This window comes from Nonomuraea phyllanthi, from assembly GCF_006334985.2.
GTDB classification, from domain to species: Bacteria; Actinomycetota; Actinomycetes; order Streptosporangiales; family Streptosporangiaceae; genus Nonomuraea; species Nonomuraea phyllanthi.
The window spans coordinates 26,850-48,220 of record NZ_VDLX02000036.1 but is presented as its reverse complement, the minus strand read 5'-3'; the positions used below and the strand labels follow the sequence as shown (position 1 = coordinate 48,220).

Genomic DNA, 21,371 nt, shown 5'->3' with positions numbered 1-21,371 from the left:
GGCCCGGCCTACTCATCATTGCCGACAAGGGCTACATCTCCGCCGAACTGGACACCTTCCTGGCCGAGCGCGGGGTACGGCTGCTGCGCCCGTCCTACCGCAACCGCACCCCACGCCCCGGCGAGCACCTGCTCAAACCAATCCGCCAGCTGATTGAGTCCGTCAACGACACCCTCAAAGGCCAGCTCAACCTAGAACTGCACGGAGGCCGGACGGTCACCGGCGTCGGTGCCCGCATCGCCCAGCGCATCCTGGCCCTGACCGCCGCCATCTGGCACAACCGCCACACCGGCCAGCCCATCGCCCGATCACTGATCGCATACGACCACTAACCCGACTTAGGACTTACTCATCTAGGGGGTTTCTGGGGGAGTTCCCCGGACGCCCCTATTAAGGTCGATGGGGTGAACTCCGCCAGGCCGTGGCCGACTCTCGTGGCGGCCTCCGCGCTGAGCCTGCTCTGCGCGGTGGCCGCCGGAGTGGCGGGCAGCGCGGCCGGCGCGGAGCTCACCCGCGGCCCCACCGCGGCGGAGTTGCAGGCGGCGGCCCGGCGCGAGGTCGCCGAGCGCTGGCGCACCTGGCCCGCCGGGCGCATCTTCCCCGCCACGCTGCCCTACTCCGCCGAGCAGGGCGGGCGCGAGCGCGCCAGCCGGATCGGCATCTCGCCCCGCACCTCCTGCGACCCCGTGGACGCCGAGGCGGCGAAGGCGCTGCGCGAGGCGGGCTGCCGGGGTGTCCTGCGCGCCACGTACGTCGACGCGCTGCAGGGCGTGCTCGTCACGATCGGCGTGGTGGCCCTGCGCGACGAGCCGGGCGCCGCGCGCGCCAGGACGGCCTTCTCCGACAGCGGCAAACCGGTGCCCGGCCTGCGCCCGCTGGCCTTCAGCGGCACGGTGGCCGACCGGTTCACGCCCGAGGTGCGCCAGGCCGGTTCGGTACGCCAGGCGGGCCCGTACCTCGTGCTGACCACGTCCGGGCAGGTGGACGGGCGGCCCACCAGCGCGGCCGACGAGCAGCGGCCCGCCATCTTCGCCTTCGCCACCGAGATCGCCGAGCACGTGCTGACCGATCTGAGCACGCCGAAGGTGCCCGACTGCGCCGCCGAGGAGTGGCGGTGCTGAGCAGGGGCAGTACCCGATCCATGGTGAGGCGGGGCGCGGCGGCGGTCGGTGCCGGGGTGGCGCTGTTCACGGCCCTGCCCGCGAGCCCGCCCGCGCTGGCCGACGACGTACGCGGCGGGCAGCGGCCGGTCATCAAGACGCTCGACCTGGCCAAGGCGTGGCGCGTCAGCAAGGGCCGCGGCGTGACGGTGGCGGTGCTCGACTCCGGCGTCGACCCCGGCCATCGCGACCTCGTGGGCTCGGTGCGGGTGGGCAAGGACTTCACCGACGGCGCGAACCCGCCGGGCGTCGCCCCGAGTCGCCTGCACGGCACGTACATGGCCTCCCTGATCGCCGGCCACGGCCACGGAAAGGGAGGAAAACTGGGGATCATCGGCGTCGCGCCCGAAGCGGACGTACTGTCAGTAAGGGTCATCCTCGACGACGAGGAGCCGGGTTTCTGGGAGTTCAACTCGGCGGAGCGCTTCGAGAACGTGGTGGCACGGGGCATCCGCTACGCGGTGGACGAGGGAGCGGACGTGATCAACATGTCGATCTCCAAGGAGCTGGCGACCAGGGAGGAGCGGGCGGCCATCCGCTACGCCATCTCCAAGGGCGTCGTGCTCGTGGCCGCCGCGGGCAACGACGGCGACCGGAAGATCGCCGGCGACTTCGCCCCCTACTCCTATCCGGCCGCCTTCCCCGGCGTGGTCTCGGTGGGCGCGACGGACCGGCGGCTGCGCCGGGCCACGTTCTCCAACTGGAACTCCTCCGTGCTGGTGGCCGCCCCCGGCGTGGACATCATGGGCGCGGGCCCGGGCGACGAGTACTGGGTCGGCCGGGGCACCTCGCAGGCCACCGCGCTGGTCTCGGGCATCGCCGCCCTCATCAAGGCCAGATACCCGCACCTGTCGCCGGCGCTGGTGGCCCGCGCGATGAGCGCGGGCGCCACCGACCGTCCGCCCGGCGGCTACGACACCGGCACCGGCTTCGGCATCGTGAACGCGGCCAGGGCGCTGTCGGAGGCCGGCAAGCTGGCCGGCTACACCGAGACCGCCACGGGCCCGGAGACGCAGGACCCCGCCAGGCCGGCGGCCGGCGGGCGGGCAGGGCCCATCCAGGTCATCGCCAGGGACGACAAGCGCGTCACGGCCTACTCGGCCATCGCCGCCGCGGCGACGGCCGGCGCGCTCGGCTCGCTGGGCGTCATATTCGTCGAGGTCAGGCGTGTGCGACGGGCACACACCTCGCAAGACGCATGATCCGCCCTCTTAGGGGGACGAAATAGACGCGGAGCGGATCCGAGGAGCCGTGAGCACGAAACGAGGTGGTGGTGAAGGGTCGTAGGCCGACATCAGGGCTACCGCGCGCCGAAGGAGACGCCACGCCGCGACGGGACAACCCGCTCGGGGCCACCACCGGCCGGCGGTCACGCGTACGCGCCTGGCCGGCGGCCAACTCCCGGGAGCGCGCCGCTGTCCGGCAGCGCATCGAGATGGACGCCCTCCAGCAGGGCGTGCGCTATCGCCGGATGTTCGTGGCGATGCTCGGCGTCATCATCGTCGTGTCGTCGATGATCGTGCTGCTCGGCACGGTCGGCCTCTTCGCCGAGACGCGCTCGCGCCCGCTGACCCCGGCGGAGCGCGACCAGTACCAGCAGGAGGAGATCGCCAGGCGCTGGCAGGCCTGGCCCTCGACGGGCGTCTTCCCCGAAGAGGTGAAGTACCTCGGGCTCGACCGGGCCCAGCAGTACGCCAGGCGCATCGGCATCGCCCCCGAGACCGAGTGCGCCAAGGGCGTGGACGCCGCCGTGGCCGGGGTCCTGCAGAGCCACGGCTGCGTCTCCATGCTGCGGGCGACGTACACCGACCAGACGGCCTCGTTCGTGATCACCGTCGGGGTCGCCGTGCTGAAGGACGAGGAGTCCAGGGTCTCGGCCACCGAGGAGCTCACCCAGGACGACCGCGTGGGCGTGCTGCCCGTCGCCTTCCCCGGCACGGTCACCGAGCGCTTCGGCCCCCAGCAGCGCCAGCGCACCGGCTGGGTGGGCGCGGGCCCGTACATCGTGTTCTCGACGGCGGGCTACGCCGACGGACGGACCAGGGCCGCGATCCCGCCCGAGGAGATCCTCCACAGCGAGCTGTGGCCGGCCGCGAAGTCCGTGGGCAACCAGATCGCCTACTTCCTCGCGGACCCGCCCAAGGTGCCGCCCTGCACCCAGGGGAACGTGTGCTAGCCGCCGCCCGCGCGCTCACCGCCGCGCTCCTCCTCTTCACCGGGGCCTCCGCCGACCCCGTACGCGAGCAGCAGCAGTGGGTGCTCGACGCCCTCAACGTCGAGCAGGCGTGGAACGTCACCAAGGGGAAGGGCGTCACCGTCGCGGTCATCGACAGCGGCGTGGACGTCGACGTCAAGGAGCTGAAGGGCCGCGTGAGCGTGGGCCCCGACATGACCGCGGGCGTGATCAGCCGCGAGCTCCCGCCGGGCCGGCACGGCACCGCCATGGCGGGCCTGATCGCGGCCTCGGGCGAGGACGACGGCCTGATCGGCGTGGCGCCCGAGTCGCGCATCCTGTCGCTGACCATGGTCACCGACGAGGACCCCGAGCTGGTCGTCCCGCCGCCGGAGCAGGACGAGGACCAGCAGGTCTCCGACAGCCCGCTCGCCCGGGCCCTCCGCTACGCGGCCAACCACGGGGCCAAGGTCATCAGCATGTCCATCGGCTCCTACGGCCCGCTCAGGTCCGAGCGCGAGGCCGTCTCGTACGCGCTGGGCAGGGGCGTCGTCCTGGTCGCCGCCGTGGGCAACGACGGGCTGACCAACTACGCCCGGCAGAACAGCACCTCCTACTGGAGCTTCCCGGCCGGCTACCCGGGCGTCATCGGCGTGGCGGCCACCGACAAGCAGGGCAGGCGGGCCCCGTTCAGCAGCGACAACCTGTCCGTGCTGGTGGCCGCCCCCGGCGTGGGCGTGCCCGTGGTCAAGCGCGAGAGCGGCTACGAGATGTCCGAGGGCACCAGCTCGGCCGCCGCGCTCGTGGCGGGCGTGGCCGCGCTCATCAAGTCGCGCTACCCGAACCTGCCGCCCGAGCAGGTCGCCCAGGCGCTCGCGTCGAGCGCGCGGGGCAGGCCCGCCGCGGGATACGACGACCAGACCGGGTTCGGGGTGGTCGACGCGGCCGCCGCGCTCAACGCCGCCGAGCGGCTGACCGGCGAGCAGCGCAGCGTCGCGCCCGGCATGGAGCACTTCGGCCAGGGCGAGGACTCCCCGATGCCGACGCCGCCGGGCCCCGATCCGCTGCGGTTGTGGCTGTACGGGGGAGGGGTGCTGTTCGCGCTGGTCATGTTCTGCGGCGCGATCATCGTGCTCAATCAGCGCAAGGAGTGAGGCTTTACCTTCCGCGCGGAGAGTAAAGATCCGCTATGGTCGCGCGTCATGGGATACGAGCTGCGGGTGGTGCGCGAGTCACCACTCGCCTTCGCGGAGCTCGCGAAGGCCATCGCACCGGCCGGTTTCGAGCTGCGCGGATCTGACGAGATCACGGCCGCCCACGGCGGCGGCACCCACGTGGTGGCGCGCTGGCGCGGCCAGCTGGTCGGCGAGCCGGGCTCCGACTGGCAGGTCGCCCAGCTGCTGCGGCTGTCGTCCGCGCTCGGCGCCCGGCTCGTGGGCGAGGACGGCGAGGTCTACGCGCTGCGCGACGGCGTCATCGAGGTCGTGACGGGCGACGACGCCATGGAGATCGGCAAGTTCGCCGAGATCATCGACGCGGGCCCGGCGGCATGGACGCCCTGAACGGCGTCGGCGATGCCCCGTACGGCGGCGCCGACGCTCCGGACGGCCTGAACCCCTTCGCCGAGCGGGTGCTCGACCTCGTCGAGCGCATCCCGCCCGGCAAGGTCATGGCATACGGGGACATCGCCGAATACCTCGGCGAGGGCGGCCCCCGGCAGGTCGGCAAGGTGATGTCGACGTGGGGCGGCGGCGTGCCGTGGTGGCGGGTGGTGCACGCCGACGGCTCCGGAGCGGCCCCTGACCACCTGCAACGCTGTCTCGCGCACTGGCGCGAGGAGGGCACCCCGCTGCGGGGCGAGCGGGTGGACATGCGGGCCGCACGCTGGGACGGGCGTTCAGCGGATTTTCAGTAAGGGGCCTGACCTGCTGTTTCGCCGATCGGGCGAATCCGTGACATGTGACTCCCATTACCATGGGCAGAACACTGATGGCGGCCCGAAAGGCGGTGCCTCCCCTATGGCCACCGGCGTCACAGCCCGAAGCCAGGGCGGCGATTCGCTCGCCGACCGCCTGAAGGCTGTCCAGGACCTCTGCGATCGTGGCGAGCCTCTGGAAGCGGTCATGCGAGCGGCCGGCCCAGGCGGCCGCGACGCCGCGTTCGACACCGAGGTGCTCAGCGGCCCGCTCGGGGCGCGCATGGACCTCGCGGTCAAACGCGGCCCCGCGCGGCGGCGCGAGATGCTCGACCTCGTCCGACCCTATCTGGCGGGCGTCGACCCGGCGGTCAAACGCGACCTGCCGGTGGCGCGCCGCGTCATCTGCCACCTGATCGAGCACCGCCCCGACGACGAGCTGGTCGAGGGCGAGACGCTGGTCAAGGTGGTCGAGGCGGCGGCCGAGCCGTCCAAGCGCATCCGCAAGGGCCTGAGCTGGTACGCCGACCTGCCCTTCCGCGACGAGCTCCCGGCCGACCTCTACCGCCTGCGCCGCGCCGACCTCGTGCCGGTGACCCACATCGACGACATCGTCTGGGTCGACGGCAGGCTGCGCGTCACCGGGTTCGCCTACCTGGCGGGGCTCTCGGTGCGCAGCCGCAGGTTCAACTGGGCGACCGTGGTCCTGCGCGGGCCCCGCTGGCTGCCGCCCATCCGCATGCGCACGCGGCGCGTGCTCGCGCCCGAGGCCACCCACGGCGCCCGCGAGCCCGGCTGCAACTACGACTGGTCGGGGTTCACCGCGGAGCTGAGCCCGTGGCCGCTGCGTTGGCGCGGCGCCGTCCGCGGCGCGGTGTCGGCCGTGCGGCGGCGGATGCGCCACCGGCCGTCCGTGCCCGACGCCACGACGTGGCGGGCCGAGATCGTGTTCTGGAGCCGGGGCGCGCGGGCCACGGGCCTGCTGCGCGGCTCCTCCGTCGGCCGCCCCGAGCGTCCCGCCGGGCTCCGGCTGAAGCCGGGCTGGTGGATCAGGCCGGTGTGGACGTCCGACCGGGCGCTGCAGGTCGTCGTCCAGCCCAACCGGGCCGAGCTGACCGGCGTCACCGTCGAGGGCGAGCGCCTGGAGCTGAAGATCTTCCTGCCCGGCCGCACCGTGACCAAGGGCCACGCCCGGCTGGGCGGCCACCGCATCGCCGCCGACTTCACGCCCGCCGGCAACGGCACGCAGGTCGTGGTGGGCCTGGCCGTGCCCGCGCTGCTGCAGGAGAAGGACGGCCGGCGGCTCTGGGTCGAGCCCAAGGGCGACCCCGCGGCGTCCGTCATGCTCGCCGACCTCGTGGAGACCCGCACGACGGTGGGCGACCGCGAGATCACCGTGCTCGGCGACCGCCGCGACCGCGTGGTCGTCTCGGCCCACCGCATCCGCCCGGTGATCACGTCCGCGGTCTGGGAGGGCTCCGCGCTCGTCCTGCGCGGCACCTACCCCGACGCTCCTGGGCCGCGCACGCTGACGCTGCGCCACCGGTCCGGGCTGTCCTACTGGCTGCCCATGGAGCGCTCCGGCGACGAGTTCACCGTCCGCGTCGAGCCGTCGGCCATGGACCGCTTCGGCGAGCCCGTGCCGCTGGCCTCCGGTACGTGGAACATGTCGATCCGCCACCCCTCCGGCGAGATCGTGCCGCTGCGCATGGACCACGCCGCCCTGGCCACCCTCGACGAGGACCCGCGCACGATCGGCGGGCACGTCTTCCGGATGATCTCCACCCGGTTCGACGTGCCGGTCGTGACGGTCGAGGAGGCGCGGCCCGCCGACGAGCGCGGCGTGGCCGGCACCCACGTGCTGCGCCGCGTCTTCTACCCGGCCCAGCGCACCGAGCCGCTGACCGACGCCACCGTCTACGTCGTCAACGACGGCCGCCTCTACGCCGACAGCGTCCGCGCCATCTACGAGGAGCGGCTGCGGCGCGGCGACGACCGCGAGCACATCTGGGTCGTCAAGGACGGCGCGTTCGTGCCGCCGGGCGACGCCACCGTCATCCGCGCGGGCAGCCGCGAGCACCACGCGGCGCTGGCCAGGTCCCGCCACATCGTGACCAACTCGTTCCTGCCCGTCTGGTTCCGCGCCCGCGAGGACCAGGTGGTGGTGCAGACCTGGCACGGCACCCCGGTCAAGCACATCGGCAACGACCAGCCCCACATGGCCCGCGACCCCCGGCCGCCGATCTGGCACCGGCAGGCGGCGGAGGTGCGCGGCTGGGACCTGCTGCTGTCGCAGTCGCCGTGGGCCACGCCGGTGCTGCGCAAGGCGTTCGGCTACAAGGGCGAGATCCTGGAGAGCGGGCTGCCGCGCAACGACGTGCTCCACTCACCCGACCGCGAGGCGCTGGCGGCGGCCGTGCGCGAGCGGCTGGGGCTGGCGGAGGGCAAGCGGGTCGTCCTGTACGCGCCGACGTGGCGCGATTACGATCGCAAGAACGCCATGGTCAAGCTCGATCTGGCCAAGGCGCGCGAGGCGCTCGGGGCCGACCACGAGATCCTGGTGCGGGCCCACCCGATGCAGGCACCTCCCGCCGTCCCCGACATCGCCCGCGACGTCACCACTTATCCCGACATCGCGGAGCTGCTGCTGGTGACGGACGTCCTGGTGACGGACTACTCGTCGGTCATGTTCGACTTCGCCAGCACGGGGCGGCCGATCGTGCTCTACGGCTACGACCTGGCGAAATACTCGTCGAAGCGGGGCATCTACCTCGACCTGCCCGAGCAGGCGCCGGGGCCGCTGCTGTCGACGTCGGCCGACGTGATCGAGGCCCTGCGCTCCATCGACAGCGTCGCCGCCTCCCACTCCGACCGCTACGACGCCTTCCGCCGCACCTTCGCCCCCCGCGACGACGGGAAGTCTACGTCGCGCGTTGTTGATCACCTTTTTTCCTAGTTTTACGGCTCCGCACGGTCTCCAACCGCCCATCCGTTACGGCTCCGCGCGGTGAGCCGCACGCGCCGACGCCGGTGACCCTCTGTCCTGGCCGGTCGTGAAGGCCCACGGGCTGCTCACCGTAACGAGCGCCTCGTTACGCAACTCCGTGGCTCCGAGCACCCCGCCGCCCGCCACTTCCCCACCGCAGGGTGTTTCGCGGTGCAGGGTGTTTTCGGGGGCAGGGTGCTTTCGGGGTGCAGCGCGGCTTGCGCGGTGCATCCGTGTGGCGCATGGTCCACTTCGGAGGAACCGCACGCGCGCATTCCCGGCCCGCAGCGCGCCGTCATGAGCCCGCGACGCGCCCTCCAGTGCCTCACGACACGCCTTCCTGGCCTGGGGTCCCTGACGTTCGGTGCGCTGCTCCTGGCGTGCCCTGTGAGCTCTCGGGCGGGATGTGGAGCCGGGCGGCCGGTGGTCCGGGGTTTTCACCACCCAGCCGGTCAAGAATGCGCGTCGTAACGGCGAGCGACCCGTGGGCCTTCACGACCGGCCATGACAGACGGTCACCGGCGGCGGCGCGTGCGGCCCACGGTGCGGAGCCGTAACGGATGGATCAGGAGAACAGGTCGGGCAGGTCGGGGAGGAGGAAGCGGCGCTCCGGGTCGTAGTTGGTTTCGCGGGTTATGTCTTCGGGGCGGAGGGGGCTGTGGGGGAGGTGTTCGAGGAGGACGTGGAGGAGGGAGGCCATGGTCGTGCCGCAGACGATCTCGCCGTTGTCGATGAGGCGGCGGATGTCCGCGAGCGGCACCCATTCCACCTGCTCCGCCTCGCACGGGTCGGACGGCGGGCCGATGTGGGTGGCGGAGTCGGCGCGGTAGATGTGGTGCAGGCTGTCGGACAGGCCGTTCGACGGCTGGATGGACAGCAGCGGGCGCAGCGGCCCGGGGTGCCAGCCGGTCTCCTCCTCGACCTCGCGCGCCGCCGCGTCCCGTGGCATCTCGCCCTCGTCCACCCACCCGAGCGGGATCTCCCAGCCCCAGCTGTCGGTGATGAAGCGGTGCCGGCGGATCAGCAGCACCCGGTCCCGCGCGTCGGTGACGACCGCTCCCGCGCCGGGCGCCGTGCGGATGAGGCGGTGGTCGATGCGGCGTCCGTCGGGCAGTTCGACGTCGGCCGTCCGGATGTCCAGCCACTCGTCGGCGTAGAGGGACCTCTCGGAGTGGACCTGCCACCGCATGCGATCAACCTCCGCCGCCGAGCCGGGATGCCGCCCCTACGTTACAAGGAAAGATCACCAGGCGTTTCCGCACGCCCTGGGCGAAATCGCGGGCGGCGTGTCGTACGCGAATGCGGAGATTCTCCCCGATACCGTAGGCGGATCGCGTGGGGAGACCGGGCAAGTCGGCACGATCTACCCCTGTGGTCTGGTGGAATCTAGGGTTGTGAGTGGTCAGACCTGGCGGTTGGTGCGGCGTGGCAGCGGCGGCCCTGTTGTGCCCCCTGTGCTCGACGAGCACCAGCGGGCCGTGGTCGCCCACGGGAGCGGCCCGCTGCTCGTCCTCGCCGGCCCCGGCACGGGGAAGACCACCACGATCGTCGAGAGCGTGGTCGACAGGATCGAGCGGCGCGGCGTCGATCCCGAGCGGGTGCTCATCCTCACCTTCAGCCGCAAGGCCGCCGAGGAGCTGCGCCGGCGCGTCACCGCCCGCCTGCGCCGCACGACCCGCAGCCCGCTGGCCCTCACGTTCCACTCCTACGCCTACGCGCTGCTGCGCCGCGAGGCGGTGCTCGACGGCAAGGCGCCGCCGCGCCTGCTGACCGGTCCCGAGCAGCTGCTGGAGATCCGCCGCCTGCTCCACGGCGAGCTGGAGAGCGGCGCGACCGACTGGCCGGTGTCGCTGCGCGAGCCGCTCAAGACGAGGGGGTTCGCCGAGGAGCTGCGTGACTTCCTGTCCAGGGCCAACGAGCGGGGGCTCGACGCCGAGCGGCTGATCGCGCTCGGCCGGCTGCACGGGCGGGGCGACTGGGCGGCGGCGGGCAGGTTCGCCGAGCGCTACCAGGTCAGGTTCGACCTCGACCCGGAGGAGACCTACGACTACGCCGAGCTGATCGGGGCCGCTTCCGCGCTGCTGGCCAGGCCGGAGGTGCGCGAGCGGGAGCGGGCGGCGCACGACGTGGTGTTCGTGGACGAATACCAGGACACCGACCCGGCGCAGGAGGCGCTGCTGGCCCAGCTGGCGGGCGACGGCCGCGACCTGGTCGCGGTCGGCGACCCCGACCAGTCGATCTACGGGTTCAGGGGCGCCGACGTGCAGGGCATCATGAAGTTCCCCGAGCGCTTCAGATCCCGCGACGGCCGCGAGGCGCCGGTGCTGGCGCTGCGGGTGTGTCGCAGGAGCGGCGCCGACCTGCTGGAGGCCTCGCGCCGGGTGGCGGCCCGCCTGCCCGTCGCGCCCATGCCCGACCACGCCTACGGGCACGAGCACGACCACCGCGACCTGGCGCCGCTCCCCGAGAGCGACCCGGGTGACGTGCGGGTGCTGCTGGCCGACAGCACCAGCCAGGAGGCCGCCATCGTGGCCGACACGCTGCGCCGCGCGCACCTGATCGACGGGGTGCCGTGGCACCGCATGGCGGTGCTGGTGCGCTCGGCCAAGCGCCAGGTGCCGCTGCTGCGCCGGGCACTGGTCAACGCCGGCGTGCCGACGATGATCGCGGGCGACGAGGTGCCGATCGCGCAGGAGCCGGGCGTCCGCCCGCTGCTGACGATGCTCCAGGTCGCCGTGGATCCCGGCCTGCTCGACGAGAGCGCGGCCGAGGAGCTGCTGACGGGCCCGCTCGGGGGCACCGACATGATCGGCGTGCGGCGCCTCCGCCGCGCGCTCAAGATCGCCGAGAACGAGGCGGAGGGCACGCGGTCGTCCGGGGAGCTGCTGGTCGCGGCCGTCCGCGACGCCCGCGAGCTGACCCGCGTGGAGCCCCACATCGCCCTGCCCGCCGAGCGCGTGGCCAAGCTGCTGGCCGCCGCCCGCGAGGCCGCCCGGCAGGAGGGCACGGCCGAGGATCTGCTGTGGGCCGTGTGGCACGCCAGCGGCCTGGCCGAGCGCTGGACCGATCTGAGCCTGCAGGGCGGCCCGAGGGGCGCGCAGGCCGACCGCGATCTCGACGCCGTGGTGGCGCTGTTCGACCACGCGGCCAGGTTCGTGGACCGCATGCCCAAGGCGGGTCCCGAGGTGTTCATCGACGACCTGGCCGCCCAGGAGATCCCCGGCGACACGCTGGCCGACCGCGCGCCCGACGGCGACGCCGTGCGCGTGCTGACCGCCCACCGCTCCAAGGGCCTCGAATGGGACGTCGTGGTCGTCGCGGGCGTGCAGGAGGGCGTCTGGCCCGACCTGCGCCTGCGCGGGTCGCTGCTCGGCGTGGAGGACCTCATCGAGGTGGTCGAGGGCGCCGAGCCGAACGCCACGTCCCTGGCCTCCAAGCTGCTGGCCGAGGAGCGCAGGCTGTTCTACGTGGCCGTCACCAGGGCCAGGCGCAGGCTGGTGGTGACGGCGGTGGGCGGCGAGGACACCGACGAGCGGCCGTCCAGGTTCCTGTCGGAGCTGATGCCGGGCGCGGTGGAGACGGCGACGGTCGACGACCGGGCCCGCTGGCTGACCATGTCCGCGCTGGTGGCCGACCTCCGCGGCGCGGTGACCGACCCCACCAAGCCCCGGAAGGTGCGGCAGAGCGCCGCCAGGCAGTTGGCCCGCCTCGCCGCCGCGGGCGTCCAGGGCGCCCACCCCAACGACTGGTACGCCCTGACGCCGATCTCCGACGACCGCCCGCTCAGCTGGCCAGGCGACATCGTCAGCATCTCGCCCTCGGCGGTCGAGAGCTTCACCAAGTGCGGCCTGCGCTGGCTCCTGGAGACGGCCGTCGGCGCGGCGGGCACCAGCACCGCCCAGGGCCTGGGCAACATCATCCACGCGCTGGCCGTCCTGGCGGCCACCGACCTGCCCAGCGAGGACCTTCTCGGCGAGCGCCTCGACCAGATCTGGAACGACCTCGACTTCGGCGGCGTCTGGTACAACCGCAAGCAGCGCCAGGTCGCCGAGCAGATGATCGGCAAGTTCCTGCGCTGGCACAAGGAGAACCCGCGGCAGCTGGTGGCCCTGGAGGAGGCGTTCACGGCGATGGTGTCGGAAGGCGTCCAGATCAAGGGGCGCGTCGACCGGGTCGAGCGCGACTCCGGCGACCGCGCGGTGATCATCGACCTGAAGACCGGCGGTTCCAAGCCCAAGGCGGGCGAGCTCGACCGCCATCCCCAGCTCGGCGTCTACCAGCTCGCCGCGCTGCTCGGCGCGTTCGCCCGGCACGGCATGACCGAGCCGGGCGGAGCCGCGCTGGTCCAGCTCGGCAAGGCGGGCGGCAAGAACGACGCGCTGGAGCAGAAGCAGCGGCCGCTGTCGGAGGACGACGACCCGGGCTGGGCCAAAGACCTGGTCGACACGGTGGCGATCGGCATGTCGGGCCCGTTCTTCCAGGCCAAGGTCAACGACGGCTGCCGCACGTGCGCGGCCAGGGCCAGCTGCCCTGTCAACGACGGCGGGGGCCAGGTGTGCTGACCCCCGCCGAACTCGCCGGCAAGCTCGGCATCCTGCCCCCCACCCGCGAGCAGGCCGCGGTCATCGAGTCCCCGCTGGAGCCGATGGTGGTCATGGCCGGCGCGGGCTCGGGCAAGAGCGAGACCATGGCCGGGCGCGTGGTGTGGCTGGTCGCCAACGGCCTGGTCAAGCCGGAGAACGTGCTCGGGCTGACGTTCACCCGCAAGGCCGCCGCCGAGCTGGCCAACCGGGTCAGGGAACGGCTGACGGGGCTGGCCGAGGCGGGCCTGGTCGAGCCGGGCGCGCTCGACAACGAGCCGACCGTGTCCACCTACCACGCCTACGCCGCCCGCCTGGTCACCGACCACGCGCTGCGCGAGGGGCTGGAGCCGACCATGCGCCTGGTCACCCCGGCCGTGTCGTGGCAGCTCGCGTCCCGGGTGGTCGCGATGTATGACGGGCCGATGGACCGGATCGAGCTGGGCCCGCCGTCGGTCACCGCGGCGGTGCTCGAGCTCGCCGGCGAGCTGTCGGAGCACCTGCGATCTTCGGCCGACGTGCGCCGGGTGGGGGAGTGGCTCCAGGAGCGGCACGACGTGCTGACCGGCAGGACCACCGTGGCCCAGCGCAAGCCGCTGGGCGTCCAGGCGGCCAGGGAGCAGCTGCTGCCGATGGTGGAGGCGTACGAACGGCTCAAGCGCCGCAGGGAGGTCATCGACTACGGCGACCAGATGTCGCTGGCCGCCCGGATCGCCTCCGGCCACAAGGAGGTCGGCGAGATCGAGCGCGCCCGCTACTCGGTGGTGCTGCTCGACGAATACCAGGACACCAGCCACGCCCAGCTCGTCCTGCTCCGCTCCCTCTTCGGCGGCGGCCACCCGGTCACCGCCGTCGGTGACCCCTGCCAGTCGATCTACGGCTGGCGCGGCGCCTCGGCAGGCAACCTTCGCCGCTTCCCCCGCGACTTCCGCACCGGCACCGGCGACCCGGCCGAGGTCCGCCAGCTCAGCGTCAGCTTCCGCAACGGCGACCGGGTGCTCGACGTCGCCGCCCGCGTCCAGCTGCCGCTGCGCATGGAGGCCCGCGAGGTGCCCGTGCTGGTGCCGGGCGCCAACCGCGTCGACCGGGGCCGCGTCACCTGCGCCTTCCACGAGACCGCCGAGGACGAGGCGAAGTGGATCGCCGACGGCATCGCCGGGCTCCTCGGCCAGGAGAGCGCCCCCGACGGCCTGCCCTGGGGCGAGACGGAGCGGAAGAAGACGCTCGCCGTGCAGCCCCAGGACGTCGCGATCCTGGCCCGCAAGCGCTCGCAGTTCCCCGCGCTGCGCAGGGCGCTGGAGGAGCGCGACATCCCGGTCGAGGTGGTCGGTCTCGGCGGCCTGCTGACCGTGCCCGAGGTGACCGACATCGTCGCCACCCTGCGCGTCGTGTACGACCCCACGGCGGGCGACGCGCTGGCCAGGCTGCTGGCCGGGCCGCGCTGGCGCATCGGCCCCGCCGACCTGCGGGTCCTGGGCGAGCACGCCAGGCAGCTGGCCCGCGAGCTGAGCGAAAGCGGCCGCGAGGAGGACCCGCTCGACCAGGTGGTGGCCGACCTGGCGGAGGAGCGGGGCAGCCTGGTGGACGCGCTGGACGAGCTGCCCGACCGGGAGGAGTGGCTGGAGCAGCTCTCGCCGCTGGCCCGCACCAGGCTCGTCGCCCTGGCCCACGAGCTGCGCCGGCTCAGGGCGCACACCGCGCAGCCGCTGCCCGACCTGATCACCGAGGTGGAGCGGACGCTCGGGCTGGACATCGAGGTGGCGGCGCGCAGCGGCACGGTCGGCGCGTTCGCGGCGCGGGCCGATCTCGACGCGTTCCTCGACGCGGCGTCCAGGTTCGCGGGCGACTCGGAGGACCCGACGCTCGGGGCGTTCCTGGCCTACCTGCAGGCGGCCGAGAGCGAGGAGTTCGGGCTTGAGGCGGGCCGGGTCGGCGAGAGCAACAGCGTCAAGCTCATGACCGTGCACGCCTCCAAGGGCCTGGAGTGGCCGGTCGTGGTCGTGCCCGGCCTGTCACAGCTGGTCAGCTCGAAGGGGACGATCGCGACGGGCAGCATCTTCCCCGCCACCCCGGTCATGAACAGCCGCTGGACGGAGAACCCGCGCAAGCTCCCCTACCCGCTGCGCGGCGACGCCGCCGACCTGCCCCGGCTGGGCGGGCTGAGCAAGGAGGAGCTGGCCGCGTTCGACGAGCACTGCCGCGAGCGCGACCTCATGGAGGAGCGCAGGCTGGCCTACGTCGCCGTCACGCGCGCCCACTACCACCTGATCGCCTCCGGCTACCGCTGGGGCAGCGCCACCAAGCCGCTGGAGCCGTCCGACTTCCTGCTGGAGATCCGCGACACCGCCGACCGCGTCTCGTTCTGGGCCGATGATCCGGCCGAGGGCGCCGCCAACCCGCTGCTCGCCGAGCCCGCCGAGGCCACCTGGCCGGTCACCCCCGAGGGGCTGCGCTACGAGTCCGTGCTCGACGGCGCCCGCCTGGTCGAGGACGCCCTGGCCGGCACGCTCGCCGAGGAGGAGGACGAGCCGCTGCGGGCGTTCGAGGAGGAGCGCCTGCGGGCCTGGGAACGCGACACCGACCTGCTGCTGCGCGAGCGCGAGCTGCACCGCCGCAGGTCGGCGACGATCGTCGAGCTGCCGGCGAAGCTCACCGTGTCGTCGCTGGTCACGCTGGCCGGCGACCCGCGCGAGCTGGCCCGCAGGATCCGCCGCCCGGTGCCGGTCAAGCCGGCGCCGCTGGCGCGCCGGGGCACCTCGTTCCACAAGTGGCTGGAGACGCGCTGGGAGCAGCAGCGGCTGATCGACGACCTGGAGCTGTACGACGAGGAGCTCGAAGAGGCCGACGTGCGCCTGGCCGAGCTGCAGGAGCGGTTCGAGGAGAGCGAGTGGGCCGATCGGCGGCCGGTCGATCTCGAGGTGCCGTTCGAAACCATGATCGCCGACCGGCTGGTGCGCGGGCGGATGGACGCGGTCTTCGAGCTGCCCGACGGCGGCTACGAGGTGGTCGACTGGAAGACCGGCCAGCCGCCCAGGGGGAAGGCGGCCAGGGTGGCGTCGGTGCAGCTGGCCGCGTACCGGCTGGCCTGGTCGCACCTGGCGGGCGTGCCGCTGGAGAAGGTGGGGGCGGCCTTCCACTACGTACGCGCCAACCGCACCGTGCGGCCGGTCGACCTGCTCGACGCCGACGGCCTGGTCGCGCTCATCGAGAAGGTCAGGCGCGCAGATGGTGGAAAGCCGGCTTCGGGTGCATGAGGAAGTCGTGGTGGGAGATGTTCCAGGCGTAGGCGCCGGCCATCTCGAACACCACCGTGTCCCCCACACGAGCAGAGGTCACGATATTTCGGGCGAAAACGTCTTTCGGGGTGCATAGCTGGCCGACGAAGGTGATCGGTTCATCAGTCACGCCCGGCCCCCCGCCGGTCGGCAGGATCGTGAACGGCTGGTCGTGGCCCTTGGTCACCGGCGTGCGCAGGTGGTGGGTGCCGCCCAGCAGGATCGCGTACGCCTCGCCGCGCACCCGCTTCACGTCCACGACCCTCGTCACGTAGTGGCCGCAGTACGCGGTCAGCGCCCTGCCCGGCTCGATCCGCAGGCGCCTCCCGCCCCGCAGGCCCGCCAGGCCGGCCCCGTAGGCCGCCCAGTCGAAGCGCTCGCCGGGCGAGGCGTACGAGACCGCCATGCCGCCGCCCAGGTTGACCTCCTCGTGCCCGACGTCCAGCAGCGCCCCGGCCAGGGCGAGCAGTTGGGGCGCGGCCAGGCCGCTGGCCAGGTGGGCGTGCAGGCCGCGCAGGCGCACCCGCTCGGTGAACAGCGGCAGGCACTCCGCCACGCCCTCCTCGTCCATGCCGAACGGCCCGCTCATCGTGAGCGCGGCCCCCTCCACCGGCAGGTCGGGGTTGAGCCTGAGCAGCACGTCGGCCTCCAGCCCCGTGGCGAGCAGGCGGCGCAGCTCGTTCGGGGACTCGACGTGGATGCGGTGGTGCGGCAGGCGCAGCTCGGCGTCCGTCTTGCCGGGGCCGCCGAGGGCGAGCCGCTTGCTCGGGAACAGGGCCGTGACGTGCGCGTGCTCGCCGGCCGACGACACCTCGAACCCGTCCACGTGCTCCGCCAGCACGCGCAGCAACTCGGCGTCCGGGTTGGCCTTGACGGCGTAGTACAGCTCGACGTCGCCCAGCGCCCGCCGTACCGACGCGGCGTGCTCGTCCAGCGCGGGCAGGTCGTAGAGGTAGGCGGGGACCTCGGGCAGGCCCAGCGCGGCGTCCCGGACACGGTCGCCGATCATGCGAGCGGGTTCGCGATCGGGACATAACCGGCGGCGCGGTCGGCGGCCCTGGCCCACCGCACGCCCAGGTTCGCCTTGGCCGGCAGCGGCGCGCCGGCCAGCAGGTCCGACAGGGGCAGCGGCCGGCCGAGCTCGGCGGCCTGGCGGTCGAGCAGGTCGCGGGCGGCCCGCCACAGCTCGCGCAGCAGCCCGTCGTCCTGCCCGGCCAGCGTGGCGGCGATCTCGGTGAGGTGGTTCACGAGCAGGCAGTAGACCACCCGCGCCCAGCCGCGCTCCGCGTCGTAGGTGAGCGCCGCCGCCACCTCGGGATGCAGGCCGCCGAGGTCGTGACGGCCCGCGACGAGCTTGGCGCCCTCCAGATCGCGGAAGACCGCCTGCACGGGCAGGCCGTCCGCGTCCAGACCGGCGAGGACGTTCTGCAGGTGCGGCTCCAGCACGACGCCGTGCGTGAAGTACAGGTCGAGGACGGGCAGCGCCACCACCGTCACGTACGCGCGCCACCAGGCGAGCGGATCCTTGGCCGACGCGTCGACGGCCAGCGCGGCGGCGAGGACCGGGGTGACGCCGGGGTCGCAGGCGGACCAGGGGCTCTGCCGGACGATCACGCCGAGGCCCTCGTGGAGCCGGGTGCCGAGGGCCGCCGAGCGGTGGCCGGGCTCGGGGAGCCAGCGGGTGGCGGGGTGCCTTTCGGCCACCTCGTCGAAGATCGGCCCGAGCCGGGAGGTCAGCTCCACCGCCCCGGCCAGCTCGTACCAGGCGTTCTTGCGCACGCAGTTCGTGATCCGCACGTCCAGCGAGAACTTCAGGCACGCCTCCGCCTCGGGGACGTAGACCGTGCGCACCGACGAGGTCGGCAGGACGACCGGGCCAGGACCCAGGTCGATCAGCTCCGCGCCGAACGCCGGCCGCAGCAGCTCCAGCTGCCAGGGATGGGCGGGCAGCACCCGGTACCCGTCGGGCGCCTGGCCCATCGCGTCCAGCACCGACACGTCACCGCCCTCCGCGAGCACGTCCTCGCGCACGCCGAGCAGCCTGACGGGGAAGCGGGCGTGCGCCTCGGGCGCGTAGCGCAGCCAGCCGTCGCCGCCGCGCGCCTTGGGGCTGGGGTGGAAGCGGTGCCCGTACACCAGCGACTGCTCCGAGGCCAGCCACGGATCGGCCGGCGGCACCGCCCCCGCCCTGGCCCGCAGGATCGCGGCCACCGCCTCCCGGCTGGCCAGCACCTGACCGCCGAACTCGGCGTTCTCCCCGTGCAGGTCCGACCCGGCCAGGCCGACCAGCTCGCCGGTCGTCAGCGGCTGCCAGGCGCCGTCCTCCAGGCGTTCGGGCGGGCCGTCGAAGCGCAGCGCCGCGCCCCCGTACGTGCGGGCCCGCAGCAGCGTGCCGCCCACCCGCAGCAGCAGGTACGGCGGAGCCGCCCACACCAGGCCGCGCGGCCCGGCCAGCTCCCGCACGCAGCAGCGCAGCAGGGCCGCCAGCGTCGCCTCCTCGGCCAGGGCGGAGGGCACGTCGATGGCCAGTCCTTGCATCTAAGCTCTCCTCAGGTAGTTGGGCCCGCTGGTGCCGTAGAACTTGTTGACGTCACGGGCGCCCGAGCGTTCCTTCGCCACGAGCGTCCCGGCGGTGATCATTGACTTGCCGGTGAGCCTGGCGGCGTCCAGGGTCCTGGCGCGCAGGATCCTGGCCATGGGGTCGTCGCCGTACTCGTCGAGCGCCTCGGCGAGCGTGTCGCGCAGCAGCGCCGCCGCCCGCTCGTGCGGCATCGCCGCGAACGCCACCGCCGCGGCGGCCAGGTGCAGCGTGATGGTCACGAACACGTCGGCCAGCGCGTGCGGGTCGTCGTTCAGCATCCGCGCGTCGGCGAACTCCGGCACCGCGACCCCGGCGGCGGCCAGCCTCGACGGGGACGCCAGCAGCCCGTCGTTGTCCTTGACCAGCAGCCGCAGGCCGTCGTCCCGGAAGACCAGCGCGAGGTTCTGCTGGTGGGCTTCGAGCGCCACGCCGTACCGCACGAAGAGCCGCACGTTCCAGCGCAGCAGCAGCCGCAGGTATGCCGGCACGACGTCGCCCGGCCCGCCCAGCTCGCCGAGCACTCCGGGCGCGGCCAGCGCCGCCACCGGCACGATGCGGCCCTCGGGCAGCCGCCTTACCATCCAGGCGAGGTATTCGTGCCCGGCGTGCGCGTGGACCTGCTCGTCGGCGAGCAGCACGCCGGGATCGGCCAGCTCGCGGAGCAGCAGCTCGGCCCTGGCCCCGTCGCCGAGCGTCCCCGGCTTGATCGAGCGCCGGTTGCGCAGGCCGAGAGTGCTGATCGGCAGGGGGAGCTTGAGGTGGGTGCGGGGGTCGAGCTCGACGGTCCGCATCGACAGGGTGGGCCGCACGCTCACCCGTGGCTCGTCGAGCAGCCGTACCCCGTCGATCTTCCGCACCTCGTCCACGGTCAGCGGGTGCACCGGGAACAGCACCTCGTCGCCTCCGGCCTGCCAGGGCGCGGCGTCCGGGGTGGAGCCCGGCGCGAGCGCGCGGCGCGGCACCGCCGCCCAGCGCAGCTCGAACGTCGGCGCGAACTCGGGCGCGTAGGCCAGCAACTCCGCCTCGGACAGCCCCACCCGAGCCCGGGAGGTCGGATAGACGGGGTGGTCCACGAACGCGGCGAGCGCCTCGTACGACGGCCCCCGCGCCAGCACCTCGGCCGCGTGCGCGTCGTGCAGCTCCATGGCGGCCAGCGCGGCCAGGCACTCCTCGAAGAACGCCGCGACGCCCTCCGCGTCCGCCGGGTCGGCGATCTCCGCCAGCGTCTCCAGCACCTGCTCCAGCCCCAGCCGCTCGTCCTCGGCGACCACGAAGTCCTGGAACAGCACGCCGGGCGCCAGCCGCACCCACCGCCCGTCCGCCAGCACCAGCCCCACGCCGTCCCTGGTCCGGCTGATCCGGGAGGACAGCCCGCCGTAGTCCTCGCGCAGCAGCGCGTCCAGCACCCGGGCCGCCAGGTACGGCTCCCGGCCGCCCCTTCGACCGCCCGCCGCGTCCCGGCCGCTCACTCGACCACCCACGGCCGCGCGGCCCGGTACGCCGCGATCGCCGCGTCCACGGCCTGCCTGGACGGCCCGACGGCCCGGACGACCGCGAGATAGTCCCGGTTCGTATGCGTGAGGGAGACGGTGTCGCCGACGGCCCGCAGCGGCCGGTGCCAGAGCCGTACGTCGCCATCGGTCACGGCCTCCGCGCCCGGGGCGTCCTTCACGGTCCCCGGCCGGTCCGCGACCAGGCTCACCGCGCTCCCGTGCCCGGAGGCCGCCGGCACGGCGGGCACCGGCTCGCCCAGGTGCGCCCGCAGGATCCACTCGAACAGCGGCACCCCGAGCACGTCGGCGAGAAGGAAGTCGCAGTGGTCGCCGATCACCCGGTAGTTCACCTCGACGATCCTGGGCCCGCCAGGGGTGAGCACGTACTCGGTGTGACACGCCCCGAACCCCACCCCCAGCGCCCGCAGCGCCCCCAGCACGTGCTCGTGCGACCCGTCCGGCGCCGCCCAGTCGAGCCGCTCCTCGATGAAGTACGGCAGCGCCCCCAGCGTCGTCTCGAACCCGCCGAGCACCCGCACCCCGGAGGAGTCCCCCAGCGTCTCCAGGGTGCGGAGCGGCCCTTCGAGGTACTCCTCCACGACCAGCGCCTCGCCCGGCCGCCGCTTGCGCACCTCGGCCACCGCCCAGGCCAGATCGCGTTCGACGAGCATGACGTCCTCGCTGGCCACGCCCTCGCGAGGTTTCAGCACCACCGGGTAGGGCACGCCCTCGGGCACCGGGTCGCCGGGGGCGAGCCGCGTCGACCACACCTGCTCGATCCCTGCCCTGAGGAGCTCGCGACGCATCAGGAACTTGTTCTTCGCCGCCACGCAGGCTCGCCAGTCCTTGCCCGGCAGGCCGAAGTAGGCCGCCGCCAGCGCCGTCTCCGCCTGCAGATGGTCGGAGTTGGTGAAGATCGCGTCCGGCCTGCCGAGGTGCTCGACGGTGTCGATCAGGGCGCGCGGGTCCCGCACGTCGCACGCCACCGCGTACGGATGCCGCTCGGGCCGGTCCGTCAGGATCGTCACCTCGCACCCGAGGGCCTCGGCCGCGGGCAGGAAGCCGTCCGTCACGGAGTCGGTCGGTTTGAGGGCGGTGAGATAGAGCCGCAACGCGAAGGCACCCCCGGAAGATCAGGTAAGGCTAACCTAACTCGTCGATCTTAGCCTCCGAGCGATCATCCCGGGGCGCGGATACCTTAATCGGCG

At 73.4% G+C, this 21,371-nt stretch carries 14 protein-coding genes and 1 pseudogene; 10 read left to right on the top strand and 5 right to left on the bottom strand.

Features of this window, described 5'->3' with window-relative positions; genetic code table 11:
• The 8 genes and pseudogenes from FH608_RS49275 to FH608_RS49240 all read left to right on the top strand — a co-directional run.
• Positions 1-332, top strand: a pseudogene (locus FH608_RS49275) (IS982 family transposase); the annotation flags it as partial.
• Positions 333-404: 72 nt separating this feature from the next.
• Positions 405-1,121, top strand: a complete 717-nt coding sequence (locus FH608_RS49270) for a hypothetical protein (protein ID WP_226900597.1) — start codon at positions 405-407, stop codon at positions 1,119-1,121.
• 20 nt (positions 1,122-1,141) lie between these two features.
• Entirely contained in the window at positions 1,142-2,362 is a 1,221-nt protein-coding gene (locus FH608_RS49265; RefSeq protein WP_139638134.1) for a S8 family serine peptidase, read from the top strand.
• Between the two features lie 71 nt (positions 2,363-2,433).
• Positions 2,434-3,336 (top strand): hypothetical protein, encoded by a 903-nt coding sequence (locus FH608_RS49260; protein WP_139638133.1) that lies wholly within the window; start codon positions 2,434-2,436, stop codon positions 3,334-3,336.
• Positions 3,330-4,487 (top strand): S8 family serine peptidase, encoded by a 1,158-nt coding sequence (locus FH608_RS49255; RefSeq protein ID WP_139638132.1) that lies wholly within the window; start codon positions 3,330-3,332, stop codon positions 4,485-4,487. Before FH608_RS49260 ends, FH608_RS49255 begins: the two co-directional genes overlap by 7 nt.
• A 48-nt stretch (positions 4,488-4,535) precedes the next feature.
• Positions 4,536-4,895: a hypothetical protein gene (locus tag FH608_RS49250; RefSeq protein ID WP_139638131.1), complete on the top strand. Its 360-nt coding sequence runs from the start codon at positions 4,536-4,538 to the stop codon at positions 4,893-4,895.
• Positions 4,883-5,248 carry an MGMT family protein gene (locus FH608_RS49245; protein WP_139638130.1) on the top strand — a complete coding sequence of 122 codons (366 nt, stop codon included), beginning with the start codon at positions 4,883-4,885 and terminating at the stop codon, positions 5,246-5,248. Before FH608_RS49250 ends, FH608_RS49245 begins: the two co-directional genes overlap by 13 nt.
• A 208-nt stretch (positions 5,249-5,456) precedes the next feature.
• A complete protein-coding gene (locus FH608_RS49240; RefSeq protein ID WP_139638129.1) occupies positions 5,457-8,204 on the top strand; it encodes a CDP-glycerol glycerophosphotransferase family protein in 2,748 nt (915 codons plus the stop codon).
• 595 nt (positions 8,205-8,799) lie between these two features.
• On the opposite strand, the gene FH608_RS49235 is transcribed toward FH608_RS49240, so the two are convergent.
• Positions 8,800-9,423 (bottom strand): NUDIX hydrolase, encoded by a 624-nt coding sequence (locus FH608_RS49235; RefSeq protein WP_139638128.1) that lies wholly within the window; start codon positions 9,421-9,423, stop codon positions 8,800-8,802.
• Between the two features lie 265 nt (positions 9,424-9,688).
• Between FH608_RS49235 and FH608_RS49230 the strand changes: the two genes are divergently transcribed.
• Positions 9,689-12,796 carry an ATP-dependent helicase gene (locus tag FH608_RS49230; RefSeq protein WP_226900595.1) on the top strand — a complete coding sequence of 1,036 codons (3,108 nt, stop codon included), beginning with the start codon at positions 9,689-9,691 and terminating at the stop codon, positions 12,794-12,796.
• Positions 12,790-16,068 (top strand): ATP-dependent helicase, encoded by a 3,279-nt coding sequence (locus tag FH608_RS49225; RefSeq protein ID WP_139638126.1) that lies wholly within the window; start codon positions 12,790-12,792, stop codon positions 16,066-16,068. Before FH608_RS49230 ends, FH608_RS49225 begins: the two co-directional genes overlap by 7 nt.
• Here FH608_RS49225 and FH608_RS49220 read toward each other — a convergent pair.
• From FH608_RS49220 to FH608_RS49205, 4 genes are read right to left on the bottom strand one after another with little or no spacing between them, the layout of a single operon-like run.
• Positions 16,028-17,098, bottom strand: coding sequence for a type III PLP-dependent enzyme domain-containing protein (locus FH608_RS49220; protein ID WP_139638125.1), 1,071 nt, complete (start codon positions 17,096-17,098; stop codon positions 16,028-16,030). The two genes, FH608_RS49225 and FH608_RS49220, sit on opposite strands and share 41 nt — an antisense overlap.
• Positions 17,095-18,627 carry an IucA/IucC family protein gene (locus FH608_RS49215; protein WP_139638124.1) on the bottom strand — a complete coding sequence of 511 codons (1,533 nt, stop codon included), beginning with the start codon at positions 18,625-18,627 and terminating at the stop codon, positions 17,095-17,097. Before FH608_RS49215 ends, FH608_RS49220 begins: the two co-directional genes overlap by 4 nt.
• On the bottom strand, positions 18,628-20,139 hold the full coding sequence (locus tag FH608_RS49210) for an IucA/IucC family protein (protein ID WP_139638123.1): 1,512 nt from the start codon (positions 20,137-20,139) through the stop codon (positions 18,628-18,630).
• A complete protein-coding gene (locus tag FH608_RS49205; protein ID WP_139638122.1) occupies positions 20,136-21,275 on the bottom strand; it encodes an ATP-grasp domain-containing protein in 1,140 nt (379 codons plus the stop codon). The genes FH608_RS49210 and FH608_RS49205 overlap by 4 nt, the downstream gene beginning before the upstream one ends.
• Positions 21,276-21,371: the final 96 nt, after the last annotated feature.